The sequence below is a fragment of the Tepidimonas sp. HKU77 genome (assembly GCF_049728535.1).
Taxonomy (GTDB): domain Bacteria; phylum Pseudomonadota; class Gammaproteobacteria; order Burkholderiales; family Burkholderiaceae_C; genus Tepidimonas.
This window is the reverse complement of record NZ_CP187300.1, coordinates 2471885-2495979: the sequence shown is the minus strand read 5'-3', so window position 1 is coordinate 2495979 and position 24095 is coordinate 2471885. Positions and strand designations below refer to the sequence as shown.

Below are 24095 nucleotides of genomic sequence, written 5' to 3'. Positions count from 1 at the left end.
GGCCAGCTACCTTCATCCCGCGTCCATTACGGAGCGCAGAGGATTTTCAGAGCAACGCGCCGCGCCGCTTTGAAAATCCCCCGCACCTTTCGGCGCGAGGGGAATGGATTAGATGAGGCTGTCGATGTTGGCCTTGATGCGACGATATTCGCGCATCAGCGCCTCCAGATCAGCCCCCTCCAGTTCGACTTCGGCCCGGATGTACACCTCATCCAAGGCTTCAATCGTCTTGGCGCCCTCCATCGCTTTGATGGCGGCGGTGAGCTTGCCGTTGGCGGTCGGCGCCGCAGCTTGCGCCGCAGGCGCGTCCTTCTTCGCTTCAGCAGCGACAGGCGTTGGCTTGGCACTCTCTTCGAGCACCTCACCCGTTTCCTCATCGATGACCACCGGGGCGTAGGTGCCGTCGATGACATCGTTCAGATTCAGGTTTTGCGCCTTGCCTTGCTCGGACACCGCATCGAGCGCGAGGGCCGTTGCCAGCTCGGGAGACTTGGGGAGGAACTTGCACAACCGCCGAATGGCGGTTTTCAAGCCCATCGCCACGAAGTCGCTGTCCCACACCGACTCCTTCTTGAACCGCTTGGCGGCCTGATAGCCCCGCGAGTTGTCGCGGATGCGCTCGACCTCCTTGCGGCTCATCGCCACGAAGGTACGAGAACCATCCTTGAAGACGGCGACGGCATAGAAGCCGACGACATCACCGCGCTCCTCGTCAGATGCAGGGAAGCCGCCAGGCCCGGTGAGCGGCTCGTGCTCAAGGCCACGCTCCAGCCCGAGCTTGAGCGTGAACTTGTCGTTTACGCGCACCTCGTGCGCGTAGATGTCCTGCACGAGGCCGCTTTGCCGCGCCAGCTTCATCAACCCGGTGTAGCCGGGGATGAGTTGGCACTGGTCTCCAAAGGGAACCAGATGGGCTTCGCCCATCAGGCCCACTTCCAGGCCAAGCTGGCTGGACTGGATGACCGCCGCAAATACGGAGCGGGGATCGCACTCTCCCAGCTTCGGCGTCATGCGGAACGCCGTCAAGGCGATCCGCACCATGCGGTCGGGGTTGATGTGCTTGGGCAGCGCCCTTGCAATTTCCCCTTTGTATTTTTCCAACAAGGCCGGGAAGCCCTTATCCTTCGGCGCCTCGACAGCGCTTTGGGCGCGGTTGATGTTTTTGAGTGCTTGCAAAGCCATGATGTGCTCCTTGAGAAAAGAAAAGGACACACCATGGCCCCCGTCGGGACCAACAGTGTGTCCCGACTCGGGGTTGAAAATGTGCGAGACGCCTTGGCAGCGCTCGCGGCCTTTGGCCTTACTTGATCAGGCCGAGAATGCGCGCCAGAAACTCCAGCGCGTTTTGGTTCAGGAAGATCACGGTGAAGATTGTCGTCAAGAAGTACATGGAGAACTTCTTGTCCAACTTCACCAAGTCTTCCCTGAGCGAGCCTTCGGGCTTAGCCAAGTCTTCCCTGACGGCAAGTAGGTCTTCCTTGACGGCAAGCAGGTCTTCCTTGGTGGCGAGTTCACTGGGGGATGTCCTGTTTTTTGTGTGTGGGGCGGTTTCTGAATCTGTCCTCGTGTCGTTCAGCGTGGTGCGAGGGTGAAGCGGTCGCCGTATAGTATCGCGAACTGGTTCATCGCCGATTTCCACTCCTTGCTCGCCCGCTTCCAGTCCGCGGTGATGTTGCGCAAGGCCAGCCAGATCAGCTTGGTGGCCGCCTCGTCGCTTGGGAAGTGCCCGCGGCTCTTGATGATCTTGCGTAACCGCGAATGCACGCTCTCGATGGCGTTGGTGGTGTAGATGATCCGCCGCACTTCGGGCGGGAACGCGAAGAACGGGATCACCCGGCTCCACGCCCGCCGCCAGGCCGCGACCACGGTCGGGAAGCGCTGGCCCCACGGCCCTGCCTCGAACGCGTCCAGCGCGCGCTCGGCGGCCTCCGCGCTCGGTGCGGTGTAGATCGGCTTGATCGCCGCGGCCAGCGCCTTACGGTCCTTCCAGCTCGCATAGTCGAGGCTGTTGCGGATCAGGTGCACGATGCAGGTCTGCAGGGTCGTGGCCGGAAACACCGCCTCCAGTGCCTCCGGCAGGCCCTTCAGGCCGTCGGCCACGCCGATCAGCAGGTCCGTGACCCCGCGGGTCTTGAGATCGTTGAACACCTTCATCCAGAACTTCGCGCCTTCGGTGTTCTCGATCCAAAGCCCCAGAATGTCGCGGGTCCCGTCCGGCAGCACGCCCAAGGCCAGATACACCGCCTTGTTGCGCACCACGCCGTCCTCGCGGATCTTCACCCGCAGGGCATCGAAGAACACCACCGGGTACATCGGCTCCAGCGGCCGGGCCTGCCAGGCCCCCACCTCGGCCATCACCGCGTCGGTGACGGCGCTGATGAACTCCGCTGACACCTCGATGGCGTACATCTCGGCCAGATGGCCCTGAATCTCGCGCACCGACATGCCGCGGGCATACATCGAGATGATCCGGTCGTCAAAGCCGGCAAACCGGCGCTCATGCTTCGGGATCAGCTGCGGTTCGAAGCTGCCGGCCCGGTCGCGGGGCACCTCGATCCGCAGCGGCCCGCCGTCGGTCAGCACGGTCTTGCCGCTGCGGCCGTTGCGATGGTTCCCGCAGCCGCCCTCGGGGCTGGCCAAGTGCACGCCCAGCTCAGCCCCCAAGGCGCGCTCGATCACGGCCTTCTTCAGCTTCTGGAACACGGCCTCGACGCCGGCGGCGTCCATCGGTCCGGGGATCAGCTTCTCAAGCAGCTCGTCGGGAAGAATGGCGTCCGGCTTCGCGGCGGGGGTGGTCTTCTTGCGTGGCATGGGGGCTCCTGGAAGTCGTCATGGTAGGCCCCTCACACAAAAATCCTGACACCCTCGTTCACTGCGCAGCTCGATGCGAAGTTCTTCTTTCGCCTCGATCTTTCGCTGAACCGCCATCTCCCGGCTACGCTCTTCGATGTGTGTCAAGGACGCTTCGATGCTCTTGGCAACCGCCATCGCATCGTCGCGCCCAAGTCGCCGCTCAAGCAGGTCGTAGATTTCGAGTGGCAAGTTCATGCTACCCATTCTACGCATCCGCGTCGAAGTTGGCTGCCCAGCGCGGTAGGTTGATCTCTTCGATCTCCCCGTTTGGCTGGTAGCCCGGCCACTGGTCGTTGTCCCGACACCACTTCAGAAGCTGAAGCGCTGCGCGGTACTTTGCCCGACCGATCTCGATCACCTCGTCGCTCGCCTTGTAGCACGCGACCGCGTAGGGCGCGTCCTTCTCGACGGCGATGAAGTAGAACGGGATGGTTCGACCAGTCAGGGCCTTGAGCCCGTCTTGGTAGAACGCCGCCTGCACGTCGTAGCCCAGGGTCGCGATGGCTCGCGAGAACCCTTCGGCGCTGGCGTCCACGCAGGTTTTGACATCGACGATCGCTGTCACCTGCTCCGGGCAGGTTTCCGCCTCCGCCAGGAAGTCAGGGCGGCACTTGCACTCGATGCCCGTCTCCTGGTCAACCCAGAAGCCGGACATTTCGGCAAGGCCGTTGGAAAGCAGCCGTGCAGCACCGGCATGAGCCCTGATGGACGCCACCATCTGCTCGATGGCGGCCATCTGGTCGGCGGTCAGCGGGGTTTTTCCCGCGTTCGCTGCCTCCCAGGCTTCGGCTGCCGCTTTGCCCTCCTTGGTTCGCCGGTCGAACTTCGGCGCGACTACGTAGTCGCGCGCGAAGTTGTCCGGCTCTAGGATGGCGGTATGCACCGCCGTGCCGAACTCCATCGCCGGTGTCGGCTCAGGCGGGTTTGTGGCGTAATGCTGGTAGTGGGCCGGGCTGCGCATGATGCGCACCAGCCCACTGTGGCCCACCGCAGGGCAGGCGTGGTACTGGCCTGCCGGCATGGATAGCAGGCCTACGTTTTCAATCTTCATTTTGGTCTCCATGGAAATATCCCTGGAGACACCTATCCCCTTGCGGGGATGAGATGCCCCGCAGGGGTTGAACACAATGCCCGCTTGCGCGAGCAACCTTGGTGCTGTTTGTTTAGGGCGGCCAGCTACCGCCATGTGGCTCATGGTTACCCAGGAGCAACAAAGCTGGCTTTCCACGGCACACTTGTTCCAGCATGCCCTGGGAAGCCCCGTATCTGGTACGGGGCGCCCGACTCAATCAGCGCAGTCCCAGCGCCCGAACGATCGGGCGGCTGATGACGTATCCCGAGACTGCGCACATCGAGAGGATCAAAAGTGTCATGGCGTTTCCTTGCTGGGTAGATGGACTGACCCGCAAGGCTGCCCGGCTTTTCGCGCGCCCGGACAACCCCGCAGGCCGCAAACCCCATCTGCAAGGGTCTGTGGCCTGCGGGATTGCCCCGCAGACGCTTTTGCTTACCGGAGTCCCAGCGCCCGAACGATCGGGCGCGAGAGAACCCAGCCGGTGATGCAGCAAGCTACGATGACAAGTGCCATGATGGCCTCCAAGAAAACGCGGAGGCACCACGGCCCCTTGCGGGAGCGTGACGGCCCCCGCAGGGTTGAGAAATCTTCCTGGACAAACGAACGCCCCGACATGCGGGGCGTCGCTCCCAGTCTATTCGGCAAACCCCTTCTGGGGAAGGGGCTGTCACCCCATCCGCTGACAGCGGATGTGTCTGCCTTATTGCCGGTGCCAATATTACAGCACCCGTGGTGTCTGGGGAATGGAGCGGACGGGATTCGAACCCGCACCAGCCAGGGTGACAACCTGCTGCTCTGCCAATTGAGCTACCGCCCCCAACGGACGAACTGGTATCCGCCATGCGCGTTTGTCAGACGCACGGATACCGTCCGCTGGCGGCCTTCCAAGCCGCCCGCCGTTCTTTGGAGAACCCCTTCACGCAGGCTCACGGGGCGCGCTGCCTCAAGCCTCGTCCGCTCATAACGGACAAGGCGAGGTCTTACGGTCTCGCGCCCAAGCCATCACCACAATGTCCCGTGGATCAGGGTCGGGCGAGATGCGCCCCTCTCTTTTCTCTACTCGCCGCCACGCATGGTGCGGTCGGCGTGTCTTTGATGCTGATTGTTTAGGGTCCCCAGCTAGGACACGCTCGCGGCACTAGGCACAACGAAACGATGTGATCATGCTACACCGGCGCTCAGCGGTGTCAAGTCTCTAATCGTGACATTTTTGGTCGCGTTTCGGAACTAGCCACAAGGCCCTGCTCTGGGTACGATATTGTCGCCAAGATCAGCGAAGGAGCACGGCATGGCAGCCCAGGAACCACCTCGAAACACCCCCGACAACCGCAAAAGTCTCCCGTATTTCATCCAGAAAGTTCGTCTTCAGTCCTTCCACGCACAGCAAGTGTTCGAGCGTGGATTCGAGACATGCGCGAATGCAATCTTTTCTCTGTCGGTCGTGCTGCGCATCGTCGGCACCGAAGAGCAAGCGCGCGAAGTCGAGGGCATCATCGACGAGCGGATGAATAAGGCGTTCGAGGATATTCGCGCAGAGATCGCCCGCCTGGAAAAAGTCGCCGAGAATAACGGTATCGAGTTCGCTGGTATCGAATACTCGAATCCAAAGGACATTGAGGCCAAGATCACTTCCCCTCGCGCCGTGCGCTATGTCGGCATCGTGCGCGAGTTCGATGCACTGGTCTCCAAGCTCGATGCGCTGTGGCTGTCGGGCGTGATCCCAGACAGCACCTATTCGGCCAGCATTTACGAGTGGAAGCGCCGCCTGCTCCGTCTGGCTGGCTCGGTGCGCAGCATCGCCAACCGAGCCATGATCGCCGCGCGCAAGAAGGATGCAGCGGGCGATGTTCAGGTTGCAGAAGGGGCGGCCAGCGAGATCAAGGCCGTCGATCCCGAACAAGCTGCCGCGTAGTGTCAGTGCTCAACCCGTATCAAGCACGAGCCGTCGAGGCAAGCGGTCATTGCACCGTGCTCGCCTGCCCCGGATCGGGCAAGACGAGGGTGCTGTCCGAGCGGGCGTCACGGTTGCTTGCCAGCCATGACATGGGCCGTCTTTGTGCCGTGACGTTCACGCGAGACGCCGCCCAGGAACTGCGCTCGCGTATCCTCGCCTCGTGCGGAGAAGCCCACGCCAAGCGGTTGGCCGTGGGCACCTTTCACTCTTTGGCCTTGGCGCACCTGAGACGCGCTTCAGGGGGCCAGCCCCCGCGCTTGCTCGCTGAAGGGGAGCGCGTGAGCCTGCTGCGTCGCTGCTGGCAACAGCACGGCAGCGAAGAGCCGTTCGATGACCTGGTGCGCGCCATCGACGCCGCGAAGGCCCGCCTGTACCCAGCACCGTTTGCCAACGCCACCCAGGAGGCGGTGTTTCGTGCCTACCAAGACCTGCTGGCGTCCGAAGGCGCCATGGATTTTGCCGACCTGCTGCTGGCGTGCGTGCAGCGCATCGCCAGCGGGCAACTGCCTCCGCTGCCTGTGCGCTGGATGCTGGTCGATGAAGCCCAGGATATGGATGAGGTGCAGATGGAGTGGGTGTTGCTTCATGGCCGCGCTGGCACCGAAGTCACTCTCGTGGGCGACGATGACCAAAGCCTGTATGCCTTTCGCCAAGCCTTGGGCTACTCGGGCTTGCAAAGGGTCACGACGGCGCTGTCGGCAACCGAAACCACGCTTCCGATCAACTACCGCTGCGCAGCCAACATCCTGGACCATGCGGCGCGGCTGATTGCCCACAACCAACATCGGGCAGCCAAGAAAATCATCGCGCACCGGCAAGACAACGGCGAGATTCGGGTGATTCGTTGCCCCGACCGCTGGAGCGAGGTCGATATGGTGGTGGACGCCATCCGCCAGAGTCCGCGAGGCACCCAGTGGGCGGTTCTCGCCAGAACGAACAATATTCTCGATGCGGTCGAGGTCGGCCTGTCGGGCGCTCGCGTCGAGTTCGCCCGCTCCGGGGGTAAGAGCGTGTGGGAGCACTCCATCGGCAGCGTGCTGTGTGGGCTGCTGCGATCCGTGCTCGATGATTCCTGGACGGGCATTGCCAACGCGCTGTCGTTTTGTGGTGTGCAGGCCGGATGGATCAATGACCACTCCCGACGCTCGCGTGGTGGCTGTGTGGCCCGCCTCCATGCTGCCGTGGAACACGCCAGCGATGATGCCACCCGCAAGCTCTTGATGGGCCTGCGCATGGGCATGATCGCATGGCGCGAGCAATCGAGCAAAGATCGAGCGTCGCTGGTGGTGCATGGCGTCGCCGCATTTCTGGCGGAGTACTGCACGCCCCCGCAAGCATCCCTGCTTCGCAAGCTCGAAGGTGCACTCATCAAGTTGAGCGGTTCGCTGGCACAGCGATTGGCATTCGTGACGCGATCCAGCCCCGCTGGCAGGCGGGCACCGCATGTGCACATCATGACCCTGCACGCATCCAAGGGTCTGGAGTTCGACAGCGTGTGGATTGTCGGTTGCGAGGATGGCACCTTGCCTCACGCCGATTCCGACGAGGAAGACGAACGCCGTTTGATGTATGTGGGCATGACTCGGGCGAAAAACCGGTTGGTGGTCAGCAGTGCCGTGGAGGAAGGCCCGCCTTCTCGCTTTCTGGAGGAAGCCGAGTTGGGCCGCAATGACTCAAAAGCGAGCACCCTTGCCCCACAAAATGCTAAATGGGTGGCCTAGATTTTCTGGCAAGAATCGGAATGTAACGGAGATAATATGCGCACCATTCGAGAAGATGAACTCAAAATCCCTGGGAAGGTGCTCATCAACCGCAAGCAGCTTCTAAAGATCGTTCCGTTATCGGATCGGACGATTTTCGATATGGAAAAGCGCGGTGAATTTCCGAGACGATTCACCCTCACTCCGCGATCAGTGGCGTGGGACTTGAGGGAGGTCGAAGCATGGATAGAGGCGAGGAAGGCGGCGGCACAACGGCCCAAAGCGCCGGGTCGCCCTGTACCCAGCGGTCGATCATGTCAGCCCAGTCCTGAAGCATGATGCGCCGCTGCTCGGCATATTCAGCCTTGTTATAAATCGCTCGTACTCCCTTTTGCTCATGGGCGAGGCACTTCTCGATCCAATCCGTATTGTATCCGGCCTCGTGAAGCAGGGTCGAGGCGGTCCGCCGTAAGTCGTGGACGCAGAACTTTCCCAACGGCTGTCCATCTTGCTGCGCCGCCTTCCACGCAAGAGTCGTCACTTGATTCAGCGTGGCCTTGCTCATTGGAATGTCAGGATCGTAGCGCGACGGCAAGACGTACCGCGACCCGCCTGCGCACGTCTTGAGGGCAACGAAAATATCCAATGCCTGGCGGGACAGGTACACCACGTGCGGACGCTTCCTCTTCATCCGTTCCGCTGGTATGGTCCAGGTCGCCAAGGTAAAGTTGACTTCGTCCCACGTCGCTTCGGTCAATTCCGACTTCCTGACCATCGTCAACAGCAGCAACTTGACCGCCAAGCGGATGGTCGGCGCGGTTGACACGCGCTCCAAGTACTGGTAGAGCAGCCAGATTTCTTGTGGGGTCAGCGCTCGGTCTTTGGGTTCGAAACGCGCAATGGATGTAGGCCGCACGAGTTCGGCGGGGTTTTCATAACGATGCCCGCGATCCAGCGCGTACCGATACACCATGTGGACGACCTCACGCGCATGAACGGCTGTTGCTGGCGCACCCCGTGCCACGATTTTGTCACACAGTGCCCGAAGGTCTTCGTGGCTGATCTCCGTCATCTTGAGCCGGCCAAATGGTTCCTTCAGGTCACGCTCATAGACCGACCGGCGCATGTCTCTCGTGGACTCCGCCATCGGGTAATGCTTGAGCCACAGATCAGCCCACGCGCCGAACGTTTCGGCGTCTCTGATCTTTTGCATCTCCCTGGACTTCTGGCGCGCCGGTGACTTGCCTTCGCTGACCAGCTTCTTTGCGGCCAGGAGCCGCTCCCGCGCTTCGGCTAGTGTGATGCCATCGGGTCCATAACGGCCAAGCACCAGCGTTTCCTGGCGACCATTGAGCCGGTAGTTGTAGCGGAAGGAGATCGTCCCCTTGGGTGTGACGACCACATACAGACCATCACGGTCGGCGACCTTGTATGGCTTCTCCCTGGGCTTGAGGTTGCGAAGTCTGGTGTCGGAGAGCATGTCGATACCATCACCGAAAGAACGCTGAATCCATGCGTTTTTTCGTTTTTTATCAACGTGTTAGCGTGTTCCGATACCATCACGAGCCCTGCGCGTGGCTGATGGTATCCGTTGAACGCGATGTTATCAGCTCTTGTGATGCCAGCAAGAATGCCAGCAAAAATTGCCCGCTTGCCTCTGCTCGACTCTGCCAGACCTTGCTAGAAAATTTTACGATTTCTATTTGTATATCAATGATTTACAGGGCCTTTGTTGCTTGTTTTCGCCAGTCGCCGCAAGACCTCTACTCACTCCCACTCAATCGTCGCCGGCGGCTTTGAGCTGATATCGTATGTCACACGGTTGATGCCACGCACTTCATTAATAATGCGGCTGGAGACGCGCTTGAGCAGGCTGTAGGGCAGCTCGGCCCAGTCGGCGGTCATGAAATCGCTGGTTTGCACCGCGCGCAGCGCCACCACGTAGTCGTAGGTGCGGCCATCGCCCATGACGCCCACGCTCTTGACGGGCAAAAAGACCGCAAACGCCTGGCTGACCAGGTCATACCACGGCTTGCCACTGTGCGGCTCGATGGTGGAGCGCAGTTCTTCGATGAAGATGGCATCGGCCCGGCGCAGCAAGTCGGCGTATTCCTTTTTGACCTCGCCCAGAATGCGCACCCCCAGGCCCGGCCCGGGGAACGGGTGACGGTACACCATGTCGTGCGGCAAGCCCAGCGCCACGCCCAGCTCGCGGACCTCGTCCTTGAACAGGTCGCGCAGCGGCTCCAGCAGCTTTAGCCCCAGTTGCTCGGGCAGGCCGCCCACGTTATGGTGGCTTTTGATGGTGACCGCCTTCTTGCTCTTGGCGCCGCCCGACTCGATCACATCCGGATAAATGGTGCCCTGCGCCAGCCATTGCGCGCCTTTGGAGCCGGGGCGCGCGGCCTTGAGTTTTTCGGCTTCGGCCTTGAACACGTCCACGAACAGTCGGCCGATGATTTTGCGCTTTTGCTCCGGGTCGGTCACGCCCGAGAGCTCGCGCAAAAACAGGTCGCTTGCGTCCACGCGGATGACCTTGGCATGCAGCTTGCCGGCGAACATGTCCATCACCATGTCCCCCTCGTGCAGCCGCAGCAGACCATGGTCGACGAAGACGCAAGTGAGCTGGTCGCCGATGGCGCGATGAATCAGCGCCGCGGCCACCGACGAGTCCACGCCACCCGACAGTCCCAGGATGACTTCCTCGTCGCCCACTTGCTGCCGGATCGCTTGCACCGCTTCCTCGATGTGGTCGCGCATGATCCAGTCCGGCCGCGCGCCGCAGATGTCGAGCACGAAGCGCTCCAGGATCGCGCGCCCTTGCACCGTGTGCGTGACCTCGGGGTGGAACTGCACGCCATAGAAGCGCCGCGTCTCGTCGGCCATGCCGGCGATCGGGCAGGCATCGGTGCTGGCCATGAGCTTGAAGCCCGGCGGCATCTCAACCACTTTGTCGCCGTGACTCATCCACACCTTGAGCATGCCATGGCCCTCGGGGGTGTGGAAATCGGCGATATCGCGCAACAGTGCGGTGTGGCCACGCGCACGCACCTCGGCGTAGCCAAACTCGCGCGTGGGCGAGCCCTCGACCCTGCCCCCCAGTTGCTGGGCCATGGTTTGCATGCCATAGCAAATGCCCAGCACCGGCACGCCGAGCTCGAACACCGCATCGGGCGCGCGGTCATCCACCTCGTACACGCTGGCGTGGCTGCCCGACAGGATGATGCCCTTGAGCCGCCCGTCGGCTGCATAGGCCCGCACCCAGTCGTCGCTGACATCGCACGGATGGACCTCGCAATACACGTGCGCCTCGCGCACGCGGCGCGCGATGAGCTGGGTGACTTGCGAGCCGAAGTCGAGAATGAGGATTTTGTCGTGTGCCATCGGGGCGGCCATCCGTCGAGCCAGTGATCAGTCGAGCCGGTAGTTGGGCGCTTCCTTGGTAATCTGCACGTCGTGCACGTGGCTCTCGCGGATGCCCGCGGCCGTGATCTGCACGAAGGCCGCCTTTTGGTGCAGCTCATCGATATTGGCACAACCGCAGTAGCCGAGTGCCGCGCGGATACCGCCCGCCATCTGGAAAATGATGGCCACCACGGAACCCTTGTACGGCACCCGCCCCTCGATACCCTCGGGTACCAGTTTGTCGGCGTTGGGGTTGGCGGTTTCGTCGTTTTCCTGGAAATAACGGTCGGCGCTGCCCGCCTTCATGGCGCCGATCGAGCCCATACCACGGTAGCTCTTGTAGCTGCGGCCCTGGTAGAGGATGACTTCACCCGGTGCCTCTTCGGTGCCGGCAAACATGCCGCCCATCATCACGGCGTGGGCGCCAGCGGCCAGTGCTTTGGCGATGTCGCCGCTGTAGCGGATGCCGCCATCGGCAATCAGGGGCACGCCCGTGCCCTTCAGGGCCTGGGCCACGTTGTCGATGGCCGTGATCTGCGGCACACCCACGCCGGCCACGATACGCGTGGTGCAGATCGAACCGGGGCCGATGCCCACCTTGACCGCATCGGCCCCCGCTTCCACCAGGGCCCGCGCCGCTTCGCCCGTGGCGATATTGCCGCCCACGACCTGCACTTGGGGGTAGTTCTGCTTGACCCAGCGCACCCGGTCCAGCACCCCTTTGCTGTGCCCATGGGCGGTGTCGACCACGATCACATCCACGCCCGCGCGCACCAGGGCCTCGACGCGCTCTTCGGTGCCGGGGCCCACACCCACGGCCGCCCCGACACGCAAGCGGCCACTCTCGTCGCGGGCCGCGTTGGGGAAGTTGAGCTGCTTGGTGATGTCCTTGACCGTGATGAGCCCCTTGAGCTCGAAGGCGTCGTTGACCACCAACAGCCGCTCCAACTTGTGCTTGTTGAGCAACGCCTTGGCCGCCTCGGGCGTGGTGCCTTCGGGCACGGTGATCAGCCGCTCGCGCGGGGTCATGATCTCGCGCACGGGGATGTCCATGCGCGTCTCGAAGCGCAAGTCGCGACCGGTGACGATGCCGACCACCTTGCCACCCTCGACGACCGGAAAGCCCGATACGCCCAGCTCGTTCGACAGCTCAACGACCTGGCGCACGGTCGTCTCAGGGCTGATGACCACTGGGTCGCGCAACACGCCAGACTCGTAGCGCTTGACCTTGGCCACGTGAGCGGCTTGCTCCTGCACCGACAGGTTTTTGTGCACGATGCCGATACCGCCTTCTTGCGCGATGGCGATGGCCAAGCGCGCCTCGGTGACGGTGTCCATGGCGGCGGACACCAGTGGCAGGTTCAGGGTGATGTCGCGCGTCAGGCGCGTGGCGAGTGACGTATCCTTGGGCAGGATTTGCGAATACGCGGGGACCAGCAACACATCGTCGAAGGTCAACGCTTTTCCGAGCAGGCGCATGGGGTTGGCTCCAAAAGCGCTATTGTATGCGGCCACTTGCGCGGCCCAAGACCCAAGGCGGCCCGTGGATGGACCGGATCGACCTCGATCACCGCGGGCGCCGCGACCGCGCGAACAGCCCCGGGGCACGCGCGCCCTGCCGGGCAAACCGCTCGCGTCGGGCGACCTTGGGGTCGACGCGCAGGGGCCGAGTGACTTCCAGCCGGTCGCCGTCGCGCAGGGGCGCATCACGAGCCACGGCGCGGCCCCACACGCTCAAGGCGCGCGGGTCGCGCTGCGCCACGTCCTGCGCATCGGCCCAGCCAGTGTGGGCCAGCGCCTGCGCAGCGGTCGTGCCCTCCGGCAGCTCCAGCATTGCTTCCTGGACAGTGCGCGCCGCGGGCGCCCAAACGACGGTGACACGCACCTCAGGCCCCGTAGATCTGGTCCGCGCGCTTGACGAACGCGTCGACTAAGGTGTTGGCGATGCGATCGAATACCGGCCCCACGAGGGCGGCGAGCACGCTGCTGGAAAAGCCGTAGCGCAGCGTGAACTCGATGCGGCAGGCGCGCTGGGTGCCGTCGCCCACGGGCTGGAACTCCCATACCCCCTCCAGCTCGGAAAAGGGCCCCTCCACCAAGCGCAGGTGAATGCGGCGGTCGGCCTCGTGCACGTTGCGCGTGGTGAAGCGCTTGTGCACGCCGCCAAAGTGCATCCCGATCGACGCGACCATGCCGTCCGGCGTGCGCTCGAGCACTTGGCCGGCATCGCACCAAGGCAAAAATTCGGGATAGCGCTCCACGTCACTGACCAGCTCGAACATTTCGTGCGGGCTGTGCCAGACGAGCACGGACTTGCGTACGGTTTTCGGTTTCATACAATCGTCGGCCCTGTCTGGATTGTAGTTTCTATGCCGAGCAAGCCGTCCCACGCCCACACTGCCAGCCGCATCGCCGAAAACAAAAAGGCGTTCTTCAACTACCACATCGAGGAGCGCTACGAGGCCGGCATCGTGCTGCAGGGCTGGGAGGTCAAAGCCATCCGCGAAGGCAAGGTGCAAATCACCGAGGGCTACGTGGTCGTGCGCGACGGCGAGCTGTTTCTGATCGGCTGCCTCATCCACCCCTTACGCAGCACCTCCACTCACATCCGCGCCGACAGCGACCGCACGCGCAAACTGCTGATGCACAAAGCCGAAATCCGGCGCTTGATCGGCAAGGTAGAGCAAAAAGGCTACACCCTGGTGCCGCTGAACCTGCACTGGAAGGGCAACAAGGTCAAGTGCGAGATCGCGCTCGCGCGCGGCAAGGCGCAGCACGACAAGCGCGACACGATCAAGGAACGCGAGGGCAAACGCGAGGTCGAGCGGGCGATGAAGCACCGGCTGCGCTAAAGCCCGCCGCGCTTCACGCCAAGGCCCGCAGCGGATGCGCATGCGCGGGCCAGGGGCTGTCGAAAAACGGCGCCACCATCTCGGGCGTGACGTCTTCGATGCAGCCGGGGTTCCAGCGCGGCTGATGGTCCTTGTCGACGGCCAGCGCGCGAATGCCTTCGACCGTCTCGCTCTGCGCGGGCGTGCGCCCCAGGTGCAGCGGATGGAAGCAATGCCGTACCAAGTCGCGCTCCAGGCGCAGGTCATCGGCCAACGACAGGTGGCGCGCGCGGCGAATCTGCGCCAGCACCACGTGCAGCATCAACGGGCTGCGCTGGCGCAGCAGGGTTTTGGTCTGGCGGGCCGCCTCGGTGTCGGCGGCCTGCAGGCGCTGCACAATGGCCGCCACCGTCGGCTCGCCAAAGGCCGACTCCACCTCGGTGGGCAGGGGCGCTACCGTGCGCTGCGCGGGCGCTGGCTGCCAGCCGGCACGCGCCATCCACTCCTGCCATGCCGCGAGCCACGCTGGCGGCGTGGCCGCGTCGAGGGTGGCGAGCGCCTCCCAGGCGCGCGGCAGATCGTCGGCGGGCGCGACCACATCGGCCAAGCCCCAAGCCAGCGCTTGCGGTGCGCCGATCACGGCACCGGTCAGGCCCAGGTACTCGCCCACGTGCCCGGGGCAGCGACTCAGAAAAAACCCGCCGCCCACGTCTGGAAACAGACCAATATTCGTCTCCGGCATCGCCATTTTGGTGCGCTCGGTGACGATGCGGCATGCCGCCCCCTGGCTGATCCCCATGCCGCCGCCCATGACCACGCCATCCATGAATGCGACATAGGGTTTGGGGTAGGTGAAGATGAGGTGGTTGAGCGTGTATTCCTCGGTGAAGAAATCCTCCAGCCGCGCGTCGCCCGCCAGCGCCGCCTGGTGGAAGAACCGAATGTCCCCGCCGGCACAAAAAGCGCCGAAAGGCCCGTCCCGCCCCATGCCGCGGATGGCCACGGCGCGCACCTCGGGGTCATCGCGCCATTGCAGCAAGGTCGCCGTCAACGCCCGCACCATGTCCAGATCGAGCGCGTTGAGCGCGCGCGGGCGGTTCAGCGTGATGCGCCCCACCCCATTGGCCGTGCGCTCCGCTTGGATGAAATCGCTCCAACTCGCCGTCATGAAAAGGTCTCCTTCCGGTAGGTCCAGCCCAGATGGGCCAACAAGGCCCCCAGCACCAGCGCGCCGCCTTGCCACACGGCGGGCGACGGCACTTCGCCCGCGCCGATCCACGCCAGCAAGATGCCAAACAGCACCTCCAGCAACGCCAGCAATGACACCTCGGCCGGCTTGAGCACGCGCGCACACACCACGGCCAGCACGCAAGGCAGCGCCAATTGAAACAGCCCCAGCCCGGCCAGCCAGGCCACATCGTGCGCACTGGCCTGCCAGGGCCACGCGAGCGGCAGGGTGACGGCGGCCGACAGCAACGCCCCCAGCAGCACCGCCGGCACCAGATCGACCCCCTGCCCCTCGCGCTGGCTGCGCTGCACCAGGTTCCAGTTGAACGCGCCCCCCAACGGTGCACCGAGCGCCACCAAACTGCCCAGCCAACCGCCGTTGCCGAGCTGTTGGGCGAACATCCAGGCAATACCCGCGCCCGCCACCGCAATCGCAGCCCAGGTGTGCGGCGGTAGCCGCTGACCAAAGAACAGCCGCGACACCAGCGCCGTCAGCAGTGGCCCGGCGGCGAGGGTAATGAGCACGTTGGCCACACTGGTCAGCGCCAGCGCGACCATGAACGCGGTAAACATCACCGCCCAGCACAAGCCCGACAACCACAGCGCGGCGCCGCTGCCGATCAGACGGCGCCAGACGTCAGCGCCTTGCCACACAGGCAGGATCACCGCCAGCGACAGCGCGGTAAATGCACTGCGCCAGAACGTGATCTCGAACGCCTGCGCCTGCTCGAGCTGACGCGTGACGACACCCGCCGTGCTCCAGAGCAACGCGACCGCCACCATCAACACGACGGCCTGGCCGTGACGCAGCGTCATGCCGCGTCCCGGCTGGCGCGCTTGCGCTCGTGCTCCTTCAGGTAGCGCTTGCGCAGGCGGATGCTCTTGGGCGTGATCTCGACCAGCTCGTCGTCTTCGATGAACTCGACCGCGTACTCCAGCGTCAGCTCGATGGGCGGCGTGAGCTTGATGGCGTCGTCCTTGCCGCTGGCGCGGAAATTGGTCAGCTGCTTGGTGCGCACCGGGTTGACCACCAAGTCGTTGTCGCGGCTGTGGATGCCCACGATCATGCCCTCGTAGACCGGATCGCCCGGGCGCACGAACATACGCCCACGGTCGTCGAGCTTGCCCAGCGCGTACGCCACGATCTCGCCATCGTCCTGGCTGATGAGCACGCCGTTCTTGCGGCTGGCAATCTCACCCTTGTACGGCTCATACCCGTCGAAGATATTGGACATCAGGCCCGTGCCGCGCGTGAGGTTGAGAAACTCGGTCTGAAACCCGATCAGGCCGCGCGCCGGAATGCGGTACTCCAGCCGCACGCGCCCGCGCCCGTCCGGCTCCATATTGACCAGCTCCCCGCGGCGCTCGCCCAGCGCCTGCATCACCGCCCCTTGGTGTGGCTCCTCGATATCCACCGTGAGCAGCTCGATCGGCTCGTGGCGCACGCCATCGATGTCCTGGAACACCACGCGCGGCTTGGACACCGCCAGCTCGTAGCCCTCGCGGCGCATGTTTTCCAGCAGAATGGTCAGGTGCAGCTCGCCGCGGCCCGACACTTCGAACACCCCGTCTTCGCTGGTCTCGCGCACGCGCAGGGCCACGTTGCTCTGCAGCTCGCGCTGCAGGCGGTCCCAGATCTGGCGGCTGGTGACGTATTTGCCTTCGCGGCCCGCCAGCGGCGACGTGTTGACGCAGAAGTTCATCGTCAGCGTCGGCTCATCGACCTTGAGCATGGGCAACGGACGCGGATCGAGCGGGTCGCACACCGTCACGCCAATGCCGATGTCCTCGATGCCGTTGATGAGCACGATGTCGCCCGGGCCGGCACTGTCGGCCAGCACGCGCTCCAGGCCCTGGAAGGTTTGCACCTGGTTGATGCGCCCCTTGCGGCGCGGTCCGTCGGGGCCTTCGCACACCAGCACCTCCATGCCAGGGCGGATGGTGCCTGCGTTGATGCGCCCTACCCCGATGCGCCCCACGTACGACGAATAATCCAGCGACGAAATCTGCAGCTGCAGCGGCGCATTCGGGTCGCCCTGGTGCACGGGTACGTGCTGCACGATGGTCTCGAACAGCGGGGCCATGTCGGTCCCCCACGCTTGCCCGGGCTCACCCTCGGTACGCGACGCCCAGCCGTTGAGGCCCGAGGCGTACACCACCGGAAAATCCAACTGCTCGTCGGTGGCCCCCAGCTTGTCGAACAGATCGAACGCGGCGTTGATGACGTAGTCCGGGCGCGCGCCGGGTTTATCCACCTTGTTGACGACGACGATCGGCTTGAGCCCGAGCGCCAGCGCTTTTTTGGTGACGAAGCGCGTCTGCGGCATCGGCCCCTCCTGCGCATCGATGAGCAGCAGCACGCCATCGACCATCGACAGCGCGCGCTCCACCTCGCCGCCAAAATCGGCGTGGCCGGGCGTGTCAACGATGTTGATGTGCGTGTCCTTCCAACGCACGGCGCAGTTTTTGGCCAAGATGGTGATGCCGCGCTCGCGCTCGAGGTCGTTGCTGTCCATCACGCGCTCACCGATCTGTTGGTTGTCGCGGAAGGTGCCGCTTTGGCGCAGCAGTTGGTCGACGAGCGTGGTTTTGCCGTGGTCGACGTGGGCGATGATGGCGATGTTGCGAATGGGTCGGCTCATGATGGGGAAACTTGGGTCAGCCATTGGGCAATTTCGATGGGGGTCAGCAGCCGGTCGGGGATGAGCTCACCCCCTTGGCAATGGGCGATGCCCAGCAAAGCACGGGGGCGTTCCCCGAAGACGGCGACATGCGCCGCGTCGGGCCATGGGCCACGACGGCGCAGGCCCGACAAAAACCGCGCGGCTTCCCGCTCGTTCAACACGATCTCGGGCCAGCCGTGCAACAGCACCTCGGGCGGCCGCACGGCGCACCGCCGCTCGTCCGGTGGCAGGGCTTGCAGCGCATCGACCGTGATGGCGTCGGACAGACTCAGTCCGCCCGTAGCGGTACGCCGCAGCGCGATCAGATGCGCGCCGCACCCCAGCGCCTGGCCGATATCCTCGGCCAGTGTGCGCACATAGGTACCCTTGCTGCAGCGCACGCGCAGCGTCAGGGCCGACGGGTCGTCGGGCACGGGGGCGAGTGTCAGCGCGTGGATGGTCACGCGCCGCGCAGGGCGCTCGACCTCGACACCGGCACGGGCATATTCATACAGGGCACGCCCGTCTTTTTTGAGTGCGCTGTGCATCGGCGGGATTTGTTCGATCTCGCCCGTGAAGCGCCGCGCCACCCGGTCCAGATGTTCGGCCGTGAGCAGCGCGGGATCCACCGGCGCGCGCGCCACCACCTCGCCTTCGGCGTCGCCGGTGCGGGTGCGCACGCCCAGACGCAGCACCGCCTCGTAGCCCTTGTCGGCGTCCAGGTGCACCTGGGCCAGCTTGGTGGCGGCTCCCAGGCAGATGGGCAGCAGGCCCGTGGCCAGCGGATCGAGCGTGCCGGTATGGCCCGCTTTTTCGGCTGCCAGCAGCCACTTGACTTTGGCCACCGCCGCTTGGGCGCTGAGCCCCAGCGGCTTGTCCAACAGCAGCACCCCATGCACGGGGCGCCGCGGCACCCGTGCACGGGGCTCGGCGGTCATGCGGGGTCCTCGTCCTTGCCGCGCGATGCCACCGCCTTGGCGATCAGGGCGTTGAGGTCGGCGGCGCGCTCGATGCTGCGGTCGTACACGAAATGCAAGGTCGGCACGGTGTGGATGTGCAGACGCTTGAAGAGCGCGTTGCGCAGAAAACCCGCGCCCTGGTTGAGCGCCTCTTCGGTCTCTGCCGGATCGCCCACCAAGACGCTGAAATACACCTTGGCGTGCGCATAGTCGGGCGTCACCTCCACCGACTGGATAGTGACCATGCCGATGCGCGGGTCCTTGAGCTCGCGGGCAATCAGCTCGCTCAAGTCGCGCTGGATTTGGTCGGCCACTTGGTGGCTGCGGTGTGGACCTTTGCGGGGGGGCATGTGGGCTCCTTACAGCGTGCGCGCCACTTCCTTGATCTCGAAGAACTCCAGCACGTCACCTTCCTTGATGTCGTTGTAGTTCTTGAGCTTGATGCCGCACTCGAAGCCTTCCTTGACCTCGCGCACGTCGTCCTTGAAGCGCTTGAGCGACTCCAGTTCGCCCGTGTAGACGACGACGTTGTCGCGGATGAGCCGGAAATGAGCCGAGCGCGTGACGTAGCCCTGGGTGACCATGCAACCGGCGACCGTGCCGATTTTGGACGCCACGAACACCGTGCGCACCTCGGCCATGCCGATGACCTCTTCGCGCTTTTCGGGCGACAGCAGCCCGGCCATGGCCGCCTTGATCTCGTCGACCGCGTCGTAGATGATGTTGTAGTAGCGGATCTCGACGTCGGCCGACTCGGCCAACTTGCGCGCATTCGCATCGGCGCGCACGTTGAAGCCGATGATGATGGCCTTGGAGGCGATCGCCAGGTTGACGTCGGACTCGCTGATCCCGCCCACGCCCGCGTAGACCAACTGCACACGCACCTCGTCGGTGGAGAGCTTGAGCAGCGCCGTCGACAGCGCTTCTTGCGAGCCCTGCACGTCGGCCTTGATGATGATGGGCAGGGTCTTGACCTCGCCCGCGGTCATGTCGGCAAACATGTTCTCCAGCTTGGCCGCTTGCTGCTTGGCCAGCTTGGTGCTGCGGTACTTACCCGCGCGGTAGGTGGCGATTTCGCGCGCGCGCCGCTCGTCGGCCATGACCATGAAGTCGTCGCCCGCCAGCGGAACCTCCGCCAACCCCTGGATTTCGACCGGGATCGACGGGCCCGCTTCCTTGACCTGGCGACCGTTTTCGTCGAGCATGGCGCGCACCCGGCCGTACGTCTGGCCCGCCAGCACCACGTCGCCCACGCGCAGCGTGCCGGATTGCACCAACGCCGTGGCCACCGGGCCGCGGCCTTTGTCCAGGCGGGCTTCGATGACCAACCCCTTGGCCTTGGCGTCCACCGGGGCCTTGAGCTCGAGCACCTCGGCCTGCAGCAGCACGTTTTCCAGCAGCTCGTCGATGCCCTGCCCGGTCTTGGACGACACCCCAATGAAGGGGGAGTCACCGCCGTATTCCTCGGGCACGACTTCTTCGGCCACCAGCTCTTGCTTGACCTTCTCGGGGTTGGCGTCGGGCTTGTCGATCTTCGTCAACGCCACCACGATCGGCACCCCTGCCGCCTTGGCGTGCTTGATCGCCTCGCGCGTTTGCGGCATGACGCCATCGTCGGCGGCCACCACCAGGATCACGATGTCCGTGGCCTGGGCGCCGCGCGCGCGCATGGCGGTAAACGCCTCGTGGCCCGGCGTGTCCAGGAAGGTGATGACACCGCGCGGCGTCTCCACGTGATAGGCGCCGATGTGCTGCGTGATGCCGCCGGCTTCGCCCGCAGCGACCTTGGAGCGGCGGATATAGTCCAGCAGCGACGTCTTGCCGTGGTCCACGTGACCCATGACCGTGACCACCGGCGGGCGCGGCTTGGGCTCGCCTTGGTACAGCACGGCCTCCTCTTCCGAAAACGCCTCCGGGTCGTCCAGCGAGGCGGCGATGGCCTTGTGCCCCAGCTCCTCGACCACGATCATGGCCGTATCCTGGTCCAGCGACTGGTTGATGGTCACCATCTGGCCCAGTTTCATGAGCTGCTTGATGACCTCGGACGCTTTGAGTGCCATCTTGTGTGCCAGCTCGGCCACTGTGATGGTCTCGGGCACGTGGACCTCGATGACACGCTGCTCGGCCGTCGCGGGCGACGACGGGCCGCGCCCATCGCGCTCGTCGCGCCCACCGCGGCCGGGTTTGCCCTTGGGGCCGGCACGCCAGTTGCTGCCGCCACGAGCCGGGCCACTGTCACCCCGGGTCTTGAGCTCTTTCTTCTTCGCCGCATCGTCCTTCCAAGACGACGACAAGGCTTCGGATTTGACCTCTTTCTTGGCCGAAGGCGCAGCCGGTGCCGGCGCCGGACGCGCGGGCGTGCCGGCCGGTTTGTGCAGCGTGCCCTTGAGGCCGGGTTTTGCCTCGGCCGCGGGTTTGGGCTCCTCCGGTTTTTTGGCCACCAGCACCTTGCGCGGCTGGGCCATCATGGCGCGAATCGCCTCCGCCTCGGCCAGCGCCTTGCGGCGGCGCTCTTCCAGCTCGCGCGCGCGCGCCTCCTCGGCGGCACGTTCGGCTTCACGCCGGGCCTGCTCGGCCTGCTGCGCGGCTTGGCGCTCGGCAGCCTCTTGCGCCGCCGCGTCGCTCAAGGACGGGTTGGGCGCCTTCTCGGCCGCCGCTGGCGCCACATCGGCGGTGGCGGTGGCTTCGTTGCGAGCGCGCGCGAGCGCCGCCTCGCGCTCGGCACGGGCGCGCGCCTCGGCGGCCTCCCGCGCCAGGCGCGCTTCTTCGGCAGCGCGGGCCTCGGCCTCCTCACGCTCGCGACGTTGGCGGGCCAGCGCCTCCTCTTCCTGGCGCAGGCGCTCGGCCTGCAGGCGCGCCTCTTCCTCGCGGCGCGCCAGCTCCGTCGCCTGCGCCGCTTCCTCCGCCTCCGACACCTCCGGTGCCCGCGTCTCGGTCTCGTCGTCACGCTTGACGAAGGTGCGCTTCTTGCGCACCTCGACCTGGATCGTGCGCGCCTTGCCCGACGCGTCGGCCTGCTTGATCTCAGTGGTCGAACGCTTGGTCAGGGTGATCTTGCGTCGCTCCTGACCCTGGGTGCCGTGGGCCGCCTTGAGGTAGGCCAGCAGGCGCTGTTTGTCCGCTTCGGTCACGGAATCGCTGCCCGCACGCTTGTCCACGCCAGCGGCAGCGAACTGCTCCAGCAGCAGCGAGACGGGTTTGTTCAGTTCGGCAGCGAATTCGGCGACGGTGTTACTCGACATAGGGGGTCCTTCTCCTCGGCTGGGCCGTTCACGAACGCGCGGACGACGCATCACCAGCGAACCAGTGCTCGCGCGCCTTCATGATCAGGGCCGTCGCTTCTTCGCGGCTTTGCCCCGTGATTTCGATCAATTCGTCGACCGCCAAATCGGCCAGGTCGTCGAGTGTGTGCACACCGGCTTCGGCCAGTTTGGCGATCAGGTCGGTGCTCATGCCTTCCAGGTCGCGCAGGTCCTGCGAGACCTCCTCGACGCTTTCTTCTTTGGCGATCTCCATCGTCAGCAGCGCGTCCTTGGCGCGTGCGCGCAACTCGTTGACGGTGTCCTCGTCGAAGGCTTCGATCTCCAGCATTTCCTGCAGCGGCACGTAGGCCACTTCCTCGAGGCTGGTGAAGCCTTCTTCGATCAGGATGTCGGCGATTTCCTCGTCCACGTCGAGCTTGTTCATGAACAGCTCGCGCAGCGCTTGGCGCTCCTGCGCCTGCTTCTGGGCCGACTCTTCGGCCGTCATGATGTTGATTTTCCAGCCGGTCAGCTCGGACGCCAGGCGCACGTTTTGCCCGCCGCGGCCGATGGCGATGGCCAGGTTTTCTTCGTCGACCACCACGTCCATCGCGTGCCGTTCTTCGTCGACCACGATCGACTGCACGTTGGCCGGCGCCAGCGCGCCGATGACGAATTGGGCAGGATCGTCGCTCCACAGCACGATGTCCACGCGTTCGCCGGAGAGCTCGTTGGTGACCGCATTGACGCGCGAGCCGCGCACGCCCACGCACGTGCCGATCGGGTCGATGCGTCGGTCGTGCGAGAGCACGGCAATCTTGGCGCGGCTGCCTGGGTCACGCGCGCAGGCCTTGATCTCCAGCAGCCCCTGCTCGATCTCAGGCACTTCTTGGCGAAACAGCTCGATCATGAACTCCGGCGACGCACGCGACAGCAGGATGGGCGCGCCGCGCAGCGTGGGATCCACCTCCATGATGAGGGCACGCACCCGGTCGCCCGTACGGAAGTTCTCCTTCGGGATCATCTCGCTGCGCTTCAAGCGGCCTTCAACCCGGCCGCTTTCGACGATGACGTCGCCCTTGTCGAGCCGCTTGACGGTACCAACGAAGATCCGGTCGCCACGCGACAGGAAGTCGTTGAGCAGCATCTCTCGCTCGGCATCGCGGATCTTTTGCAGAATGACCTGCTTGGCGGCCATGGCGCCAATGCGGCCAATGGGCACGCTCTCGATCGGCTTTTCGATGTAGTCGCCCACCTGAATGCCCGGATGGTCTTCCACCGCGTCGGAGTACAGCTCCTCAGCGTCCGGGTTTTGCAGGCCGGCCTCGTCGGGCACCACTTTCCAGCGCCGGAACGTTTCATACGCCCCGGTGTCCGGATCGATCGACACCCGCACGTCCACCTCGCCGCCGAGCAGCTTCTTGGTCGCCGACGCAAGGGCCGACTCCACCGCTGCCAACACGACGCGCGGCTCCACATTCTTCTCGCGCGAGATGGCATCGATCAACATCAACATTTCGCGGTTCATTGTTCTGGCCTGCCTTTCACTGCCTGCGTATTCGTTTCAAGCGGGATCATGGGCGCCGCGCGGGCGGCGCCCTTTGAAATCCACGATGGGCGCCAGGCGCGCCTCGCGCACCTCGTCGAGCGTAAAACCCAGCACCTGAACGGTGGCCAGGTCCGCCACGCGCCGCTGTGGCTTGCCGGTCGGCTTGGCGCGCGCAGACGGCGTCGCCTCGTCGATCAGCTCGAGCTGCCAGGTACCCGGCTGGCTGCCACGGCGCAAGGTGCCACGGAACTTCTTGCGCGTCGGCGCCACCGCACCGGCAGCCGCCGCCCCGATCGGTGTGCGCAGCGACAGATCGACGACTTCGCCCACGAAGCGCTCGTAATCCCGCTCATGGCGCAGCGGGCGGTCGATACCGGGCGAGCCGACCTCCAGGCGCCGGTAATCGACGCCCTCCACCTCCAGCACGTACTGGAGCTGGCGCGTGACGCGTTCGCAATCGTCCACGGTCACGAAGCGCTCTTGCGGCTGCGCCGCATCCCACGGCCAGTCGATGGTCACGCGCAGCAGCCCGCCGGCGGACCGCTCCAGATCCACCAACTCGTACCCCAGTCCAACGACCGTCTGCTCGACCACCTGCTGCCAGCTCATGCGATTCGTATCTGCCCTTTCTGGGAAA

20 protein-coding genes, 1 tRNA gene and 1 pseudogene are annotated in these 24095 nt (G+C 64.6%); 4 read left to right on the top strand and 18 right to left on the bottom strand.

Features of this window, described 5'->3' with window-relative positions; all coding sequences use genetic code 11:
* Window positions 1-108 precede the first annotated feature (108 nt).
* From ACPP3B_RS12025 to ACPP3B_RS12005, 5 genes are all read right to left on the bottom strand, one after another.
* On the bottom strand, window positions 109-1182 hold the full coding sequence (locus ACPP3B_RS12025; protein WP_424859126.1) for a recombinase RecT: 1074 nt from the start codon (window positions 1180-1182) through the stop codon (window positions 109-111).
* Window positions 1183-1572: 390 nt separating this feature from the next.
* Window positions 1573-2811, bottom strand: a complete 1239-nt coding sequence (locus tag ACPP3B_RS12020; RefSeq protein WP_132963481.1) for an IS256 family transposase — start codon at window positions 2809-2811, stop codon at window positions 1573-1575.
* 18 nt (window positions 2812-2829) lie between these two features.
* The gene (locus ACPP3B_RS12015) at window positions 2830-3048 is read right to left on the bottom strand and encodes a hypothetical protein (RefSeq protein ID WP_424859125.1); all 219 of its coding nucleotides are present in this window, start codon (window positions 3046-3048) and stop codon (window positions 2830-2832) included.
* 10 nt (window positions 3049-3058) lie between these two features.
* Window positions 3059-3916, bottom strand: coding sequence for a PD-(D/E)XK nuclease-like domain-containing protein (locus ACPP3B_RS12010; protein ID WP_424859124.1), 858 nt, complete (start codon window positions 3914-3916; stop codon window positions 3059-3061).
* Window positions 3917-4672: 756 nt separating this feature from the next.
* A tRNA-Asp gene (locus tag ACPP3B_RS12005) sits at window positions 4673-4745 on the bottom strand.
* A gap of 471 nt (window positions 4746-5216) precedes the next feature.
* On the opposite strand from ACPP3B_RS12005, the gene ACPP3B_RS12000 reads away from it, so the two are divergent.
* From ACPP3B_RS12000 to ACPP3B_RS11990, 3 genes and pseudogenes are all read left to right on the top strand, one after another.
* Window positions 5217-5840 carry an AcaB family transcriptional regulator gene (locus tag ACPP3B_RS12000; protein WP_144327684.1) on the top strand — a complete coding sequence of 208 codons (624 nt, stop codon included), beginning with the start codon at window positions 5217-5219 and terminating at the stop codon, window positions 5838-5840.
* Window positions 5840-7603 (top strand): ATP-dependent helicase, encoded by a 1764-nt coding sequence (locus ACPP3B_RS11995; RefSeq protein ID WP_144327683.1) that lies wholly within the window; start codon window positions 5840-5842, stop codon window positions 7601-7603. The genes ACPP3B_RS12000 and ACPP3B_RS11995 overlap by 1 nt, the downstream gene beginning before the upstream one ends.
* Window positions 7604-7639: 36 nt before the next feature.
* A pseudogene (locus tag ACPP3B_RS11990) lies at window positions 7640-7873 on the top strand (helix-turn-helix transcriptional regulator); the annotation flags it as partial.
* On the opposite strand, the gene ACPP3B_RS11985 reads toward ACPP3B_RS11990, so the two are convergent.
* From ACPP3B_RS11985 to ACPP3B_RS11965, 5 genes are all read right to left on the bottom strand, one after another.
* Window positions 7782-9062 (bottom strand): tyrosine-type recombinase/integrase, encoded by a 1281-nt coding sequence (locus ACPP3B_RS11985; RefSeq protein ID WP_424859123.1) that lies wholly within the window; start codon window positions 9060-9062, stop codon window positions 7782-7784. The pseudogene ACPP3B_RS11990 and the gene ACPP3B_RS11985 overlap by 92 nt on opposite strands.
* Window positions 9063-9349: 287 nt before the next feature.
* Window positions 9350-10966, bottom strand: coding sequence for a glutamine-hydrolyzing GMP synthase (guaA, locus tag ACPP3B_RS11980; protein WP_424859122.1), 1617 nt, complete (start codon window positions 10964-10966; stop codon window positions 9350-9352).
* A gap of 27 nt (window positions 10967-10993) precedes the next feature.
* Window positions 10994-12466, bottom strand: coding sequence for an IMP dehydrogenase (gene guaB, locus ACPP3B_RS11975; protein WP_299022826.1), 1473 nt, complete (start codon window positions 12464-12466; stop codon window positions 10994-10996).
* Window positions 12467-12554: 88 nt separating this feature from the next.
* Window positions 12555-12872, bottom strand: a complete 318-nt coding sequence (locus ACPP3B_RS11970; protein ID WP_299022824.1) for an RnfH family protein — start codon at window positions 12870-12872, stop codon at window positions 12555-12557.
* 1 nt (window position 12873) lies between these two features.
* Window positions 12874-13323 (bottom strand): type II toxin-antitoxin system RatA family toxin, encoded by a 450-nt coding sequence (locus ACPP3B_RS11965; RefSeq protein WP_299022822.1) that lies wholly within the window; start codon window positions 13321-13323, stop codon window positions 12874-12876.
* 33 nt (window positions 13324-13356) lie between these two features.
* On the opposite strand from ACPP3B_RS11965, the gene smpB reads away from it, so the two are divergent.
* Window positions 13357-13839 carry an SsrA-binding protein SmpB gene (gene smpB / locus ACPP3B_RS11960; RefSeq protein ID WP_299022820.1) on the top strand — a complete coding sequence of 161 codons (483 nt, stop codon included), beginning with the start codon at window positions 13357-13359 and terminating at the stop codon, window positions 13837-13839.
* Window positions 13840-13852: 13 nt separating this feature from the next.
* On the opposite strand, the gene ACPP3B_RS11955 is transcribed toward smpB, so the two are convergent.
* From ACPP3B_RS11955 to rimP, 8 genes are read right to left on the bottom strand one after another with little or no spacing between them, the layout of a single operon-like run.
* On the bottom strand, window positions 13853-14986 hold the full coding sequence (locus tag ACPP3B_RS11955; protein WP_424859121.1) for an enoyl-CoA hydratase/isomerase family protein: 1134 nt from the start codon (window positions 14984-14986) through the stop codon (window positions 13853-13855).
* A complete protein-coding gene (locus tag ACPP3B_RS11950) occupies window positions 14983-15861 on the bottom strand; it encodes a DMT family transporter (protein ID WP_424859120.1) in 879 nt (292 codons plus the stop codon). Before ACPP3B_RS11950 ends, ACPP3B_RS11955 begins: the two co-directional genes overlap by 4 nt.
* Window positions 15858-17687: a translational GTPase TypA gene (gene typA, locus ACPP3B_RS11945; RefSeq protein WP_299022810.1), complete on the bottom strand. Its 1830-nt coding sequence runs from the start codon at window positions 17685-17687 to the stop codon at window positions 15858-15860. The genes ACPP3B_RS11950 and typA overlap by 4 nt, the downstream gene beginning before the upstream one ends.
* Window positions 17684-18646, bottom strand: a complete 963-nt coding sequence (truB, locus tag ACPP3B_RS11940; RefSeq protein WP_299022808.1) for a tRNA pseudouridine(55) synthase TruB — start codon at window positions 18644-18646, stop codon at window positions 17684-17686. The genes typA and truB overlap by 4 nt, the downstream gene beginning before the upstream one ends.
* Window positions 18643-19017 (bottom strand): 30S ribosome-binding factor RbfA, encoded by a 375-nt coding sequence (rbfA, locus tag ACPP3B_RS11935; RefSeq protein WP_299022804.1) that lies wholly within the window; start codon window positions 19015-19017, stop codon window positions 18643-18645. The genes truB and rbfA overlap by 4 nt, the downstream gene beginning before the upstream one ends.
* A gap of 9 nt (window positions 19018-19026) precedes the next feature.
* Window positions 19027-21909 (bottom strand): translation initiation factor IF-2, encoded by a 2883-nt coding sequence (gene infB, locus ACPP3B_RS11930; protein WP_299022801.1) that lies wholly within the window; start codon window positions 21907-21909, stop codon window positions 19027-19029.
* Between the two features lie 28 nt (window positions 21910-21937).
* A complete protein-coding gene (gene nusA / locus ACPP3B_RS11925) occupies window positions 21938-23437 on the bottom strand; it encodes a transcription termination factor NusA (protein ID WP_424859119.1) in 1500 nt (499 codons plus the stop codon).
* 36 nt (window positions 23438-23473) lie between these two features.
* Entirely contained in the window at window positions 23474-24067 is a 594-nt protein-coding gene (gene rimP, locus ACPP3B_RS11920) for a ribosome maturation factor RimP (RefSeq protein ID WP_299022797.1), read from the bottom strand.
* Window positions 24068-24095: the final 28 nt, after the last annotated feature.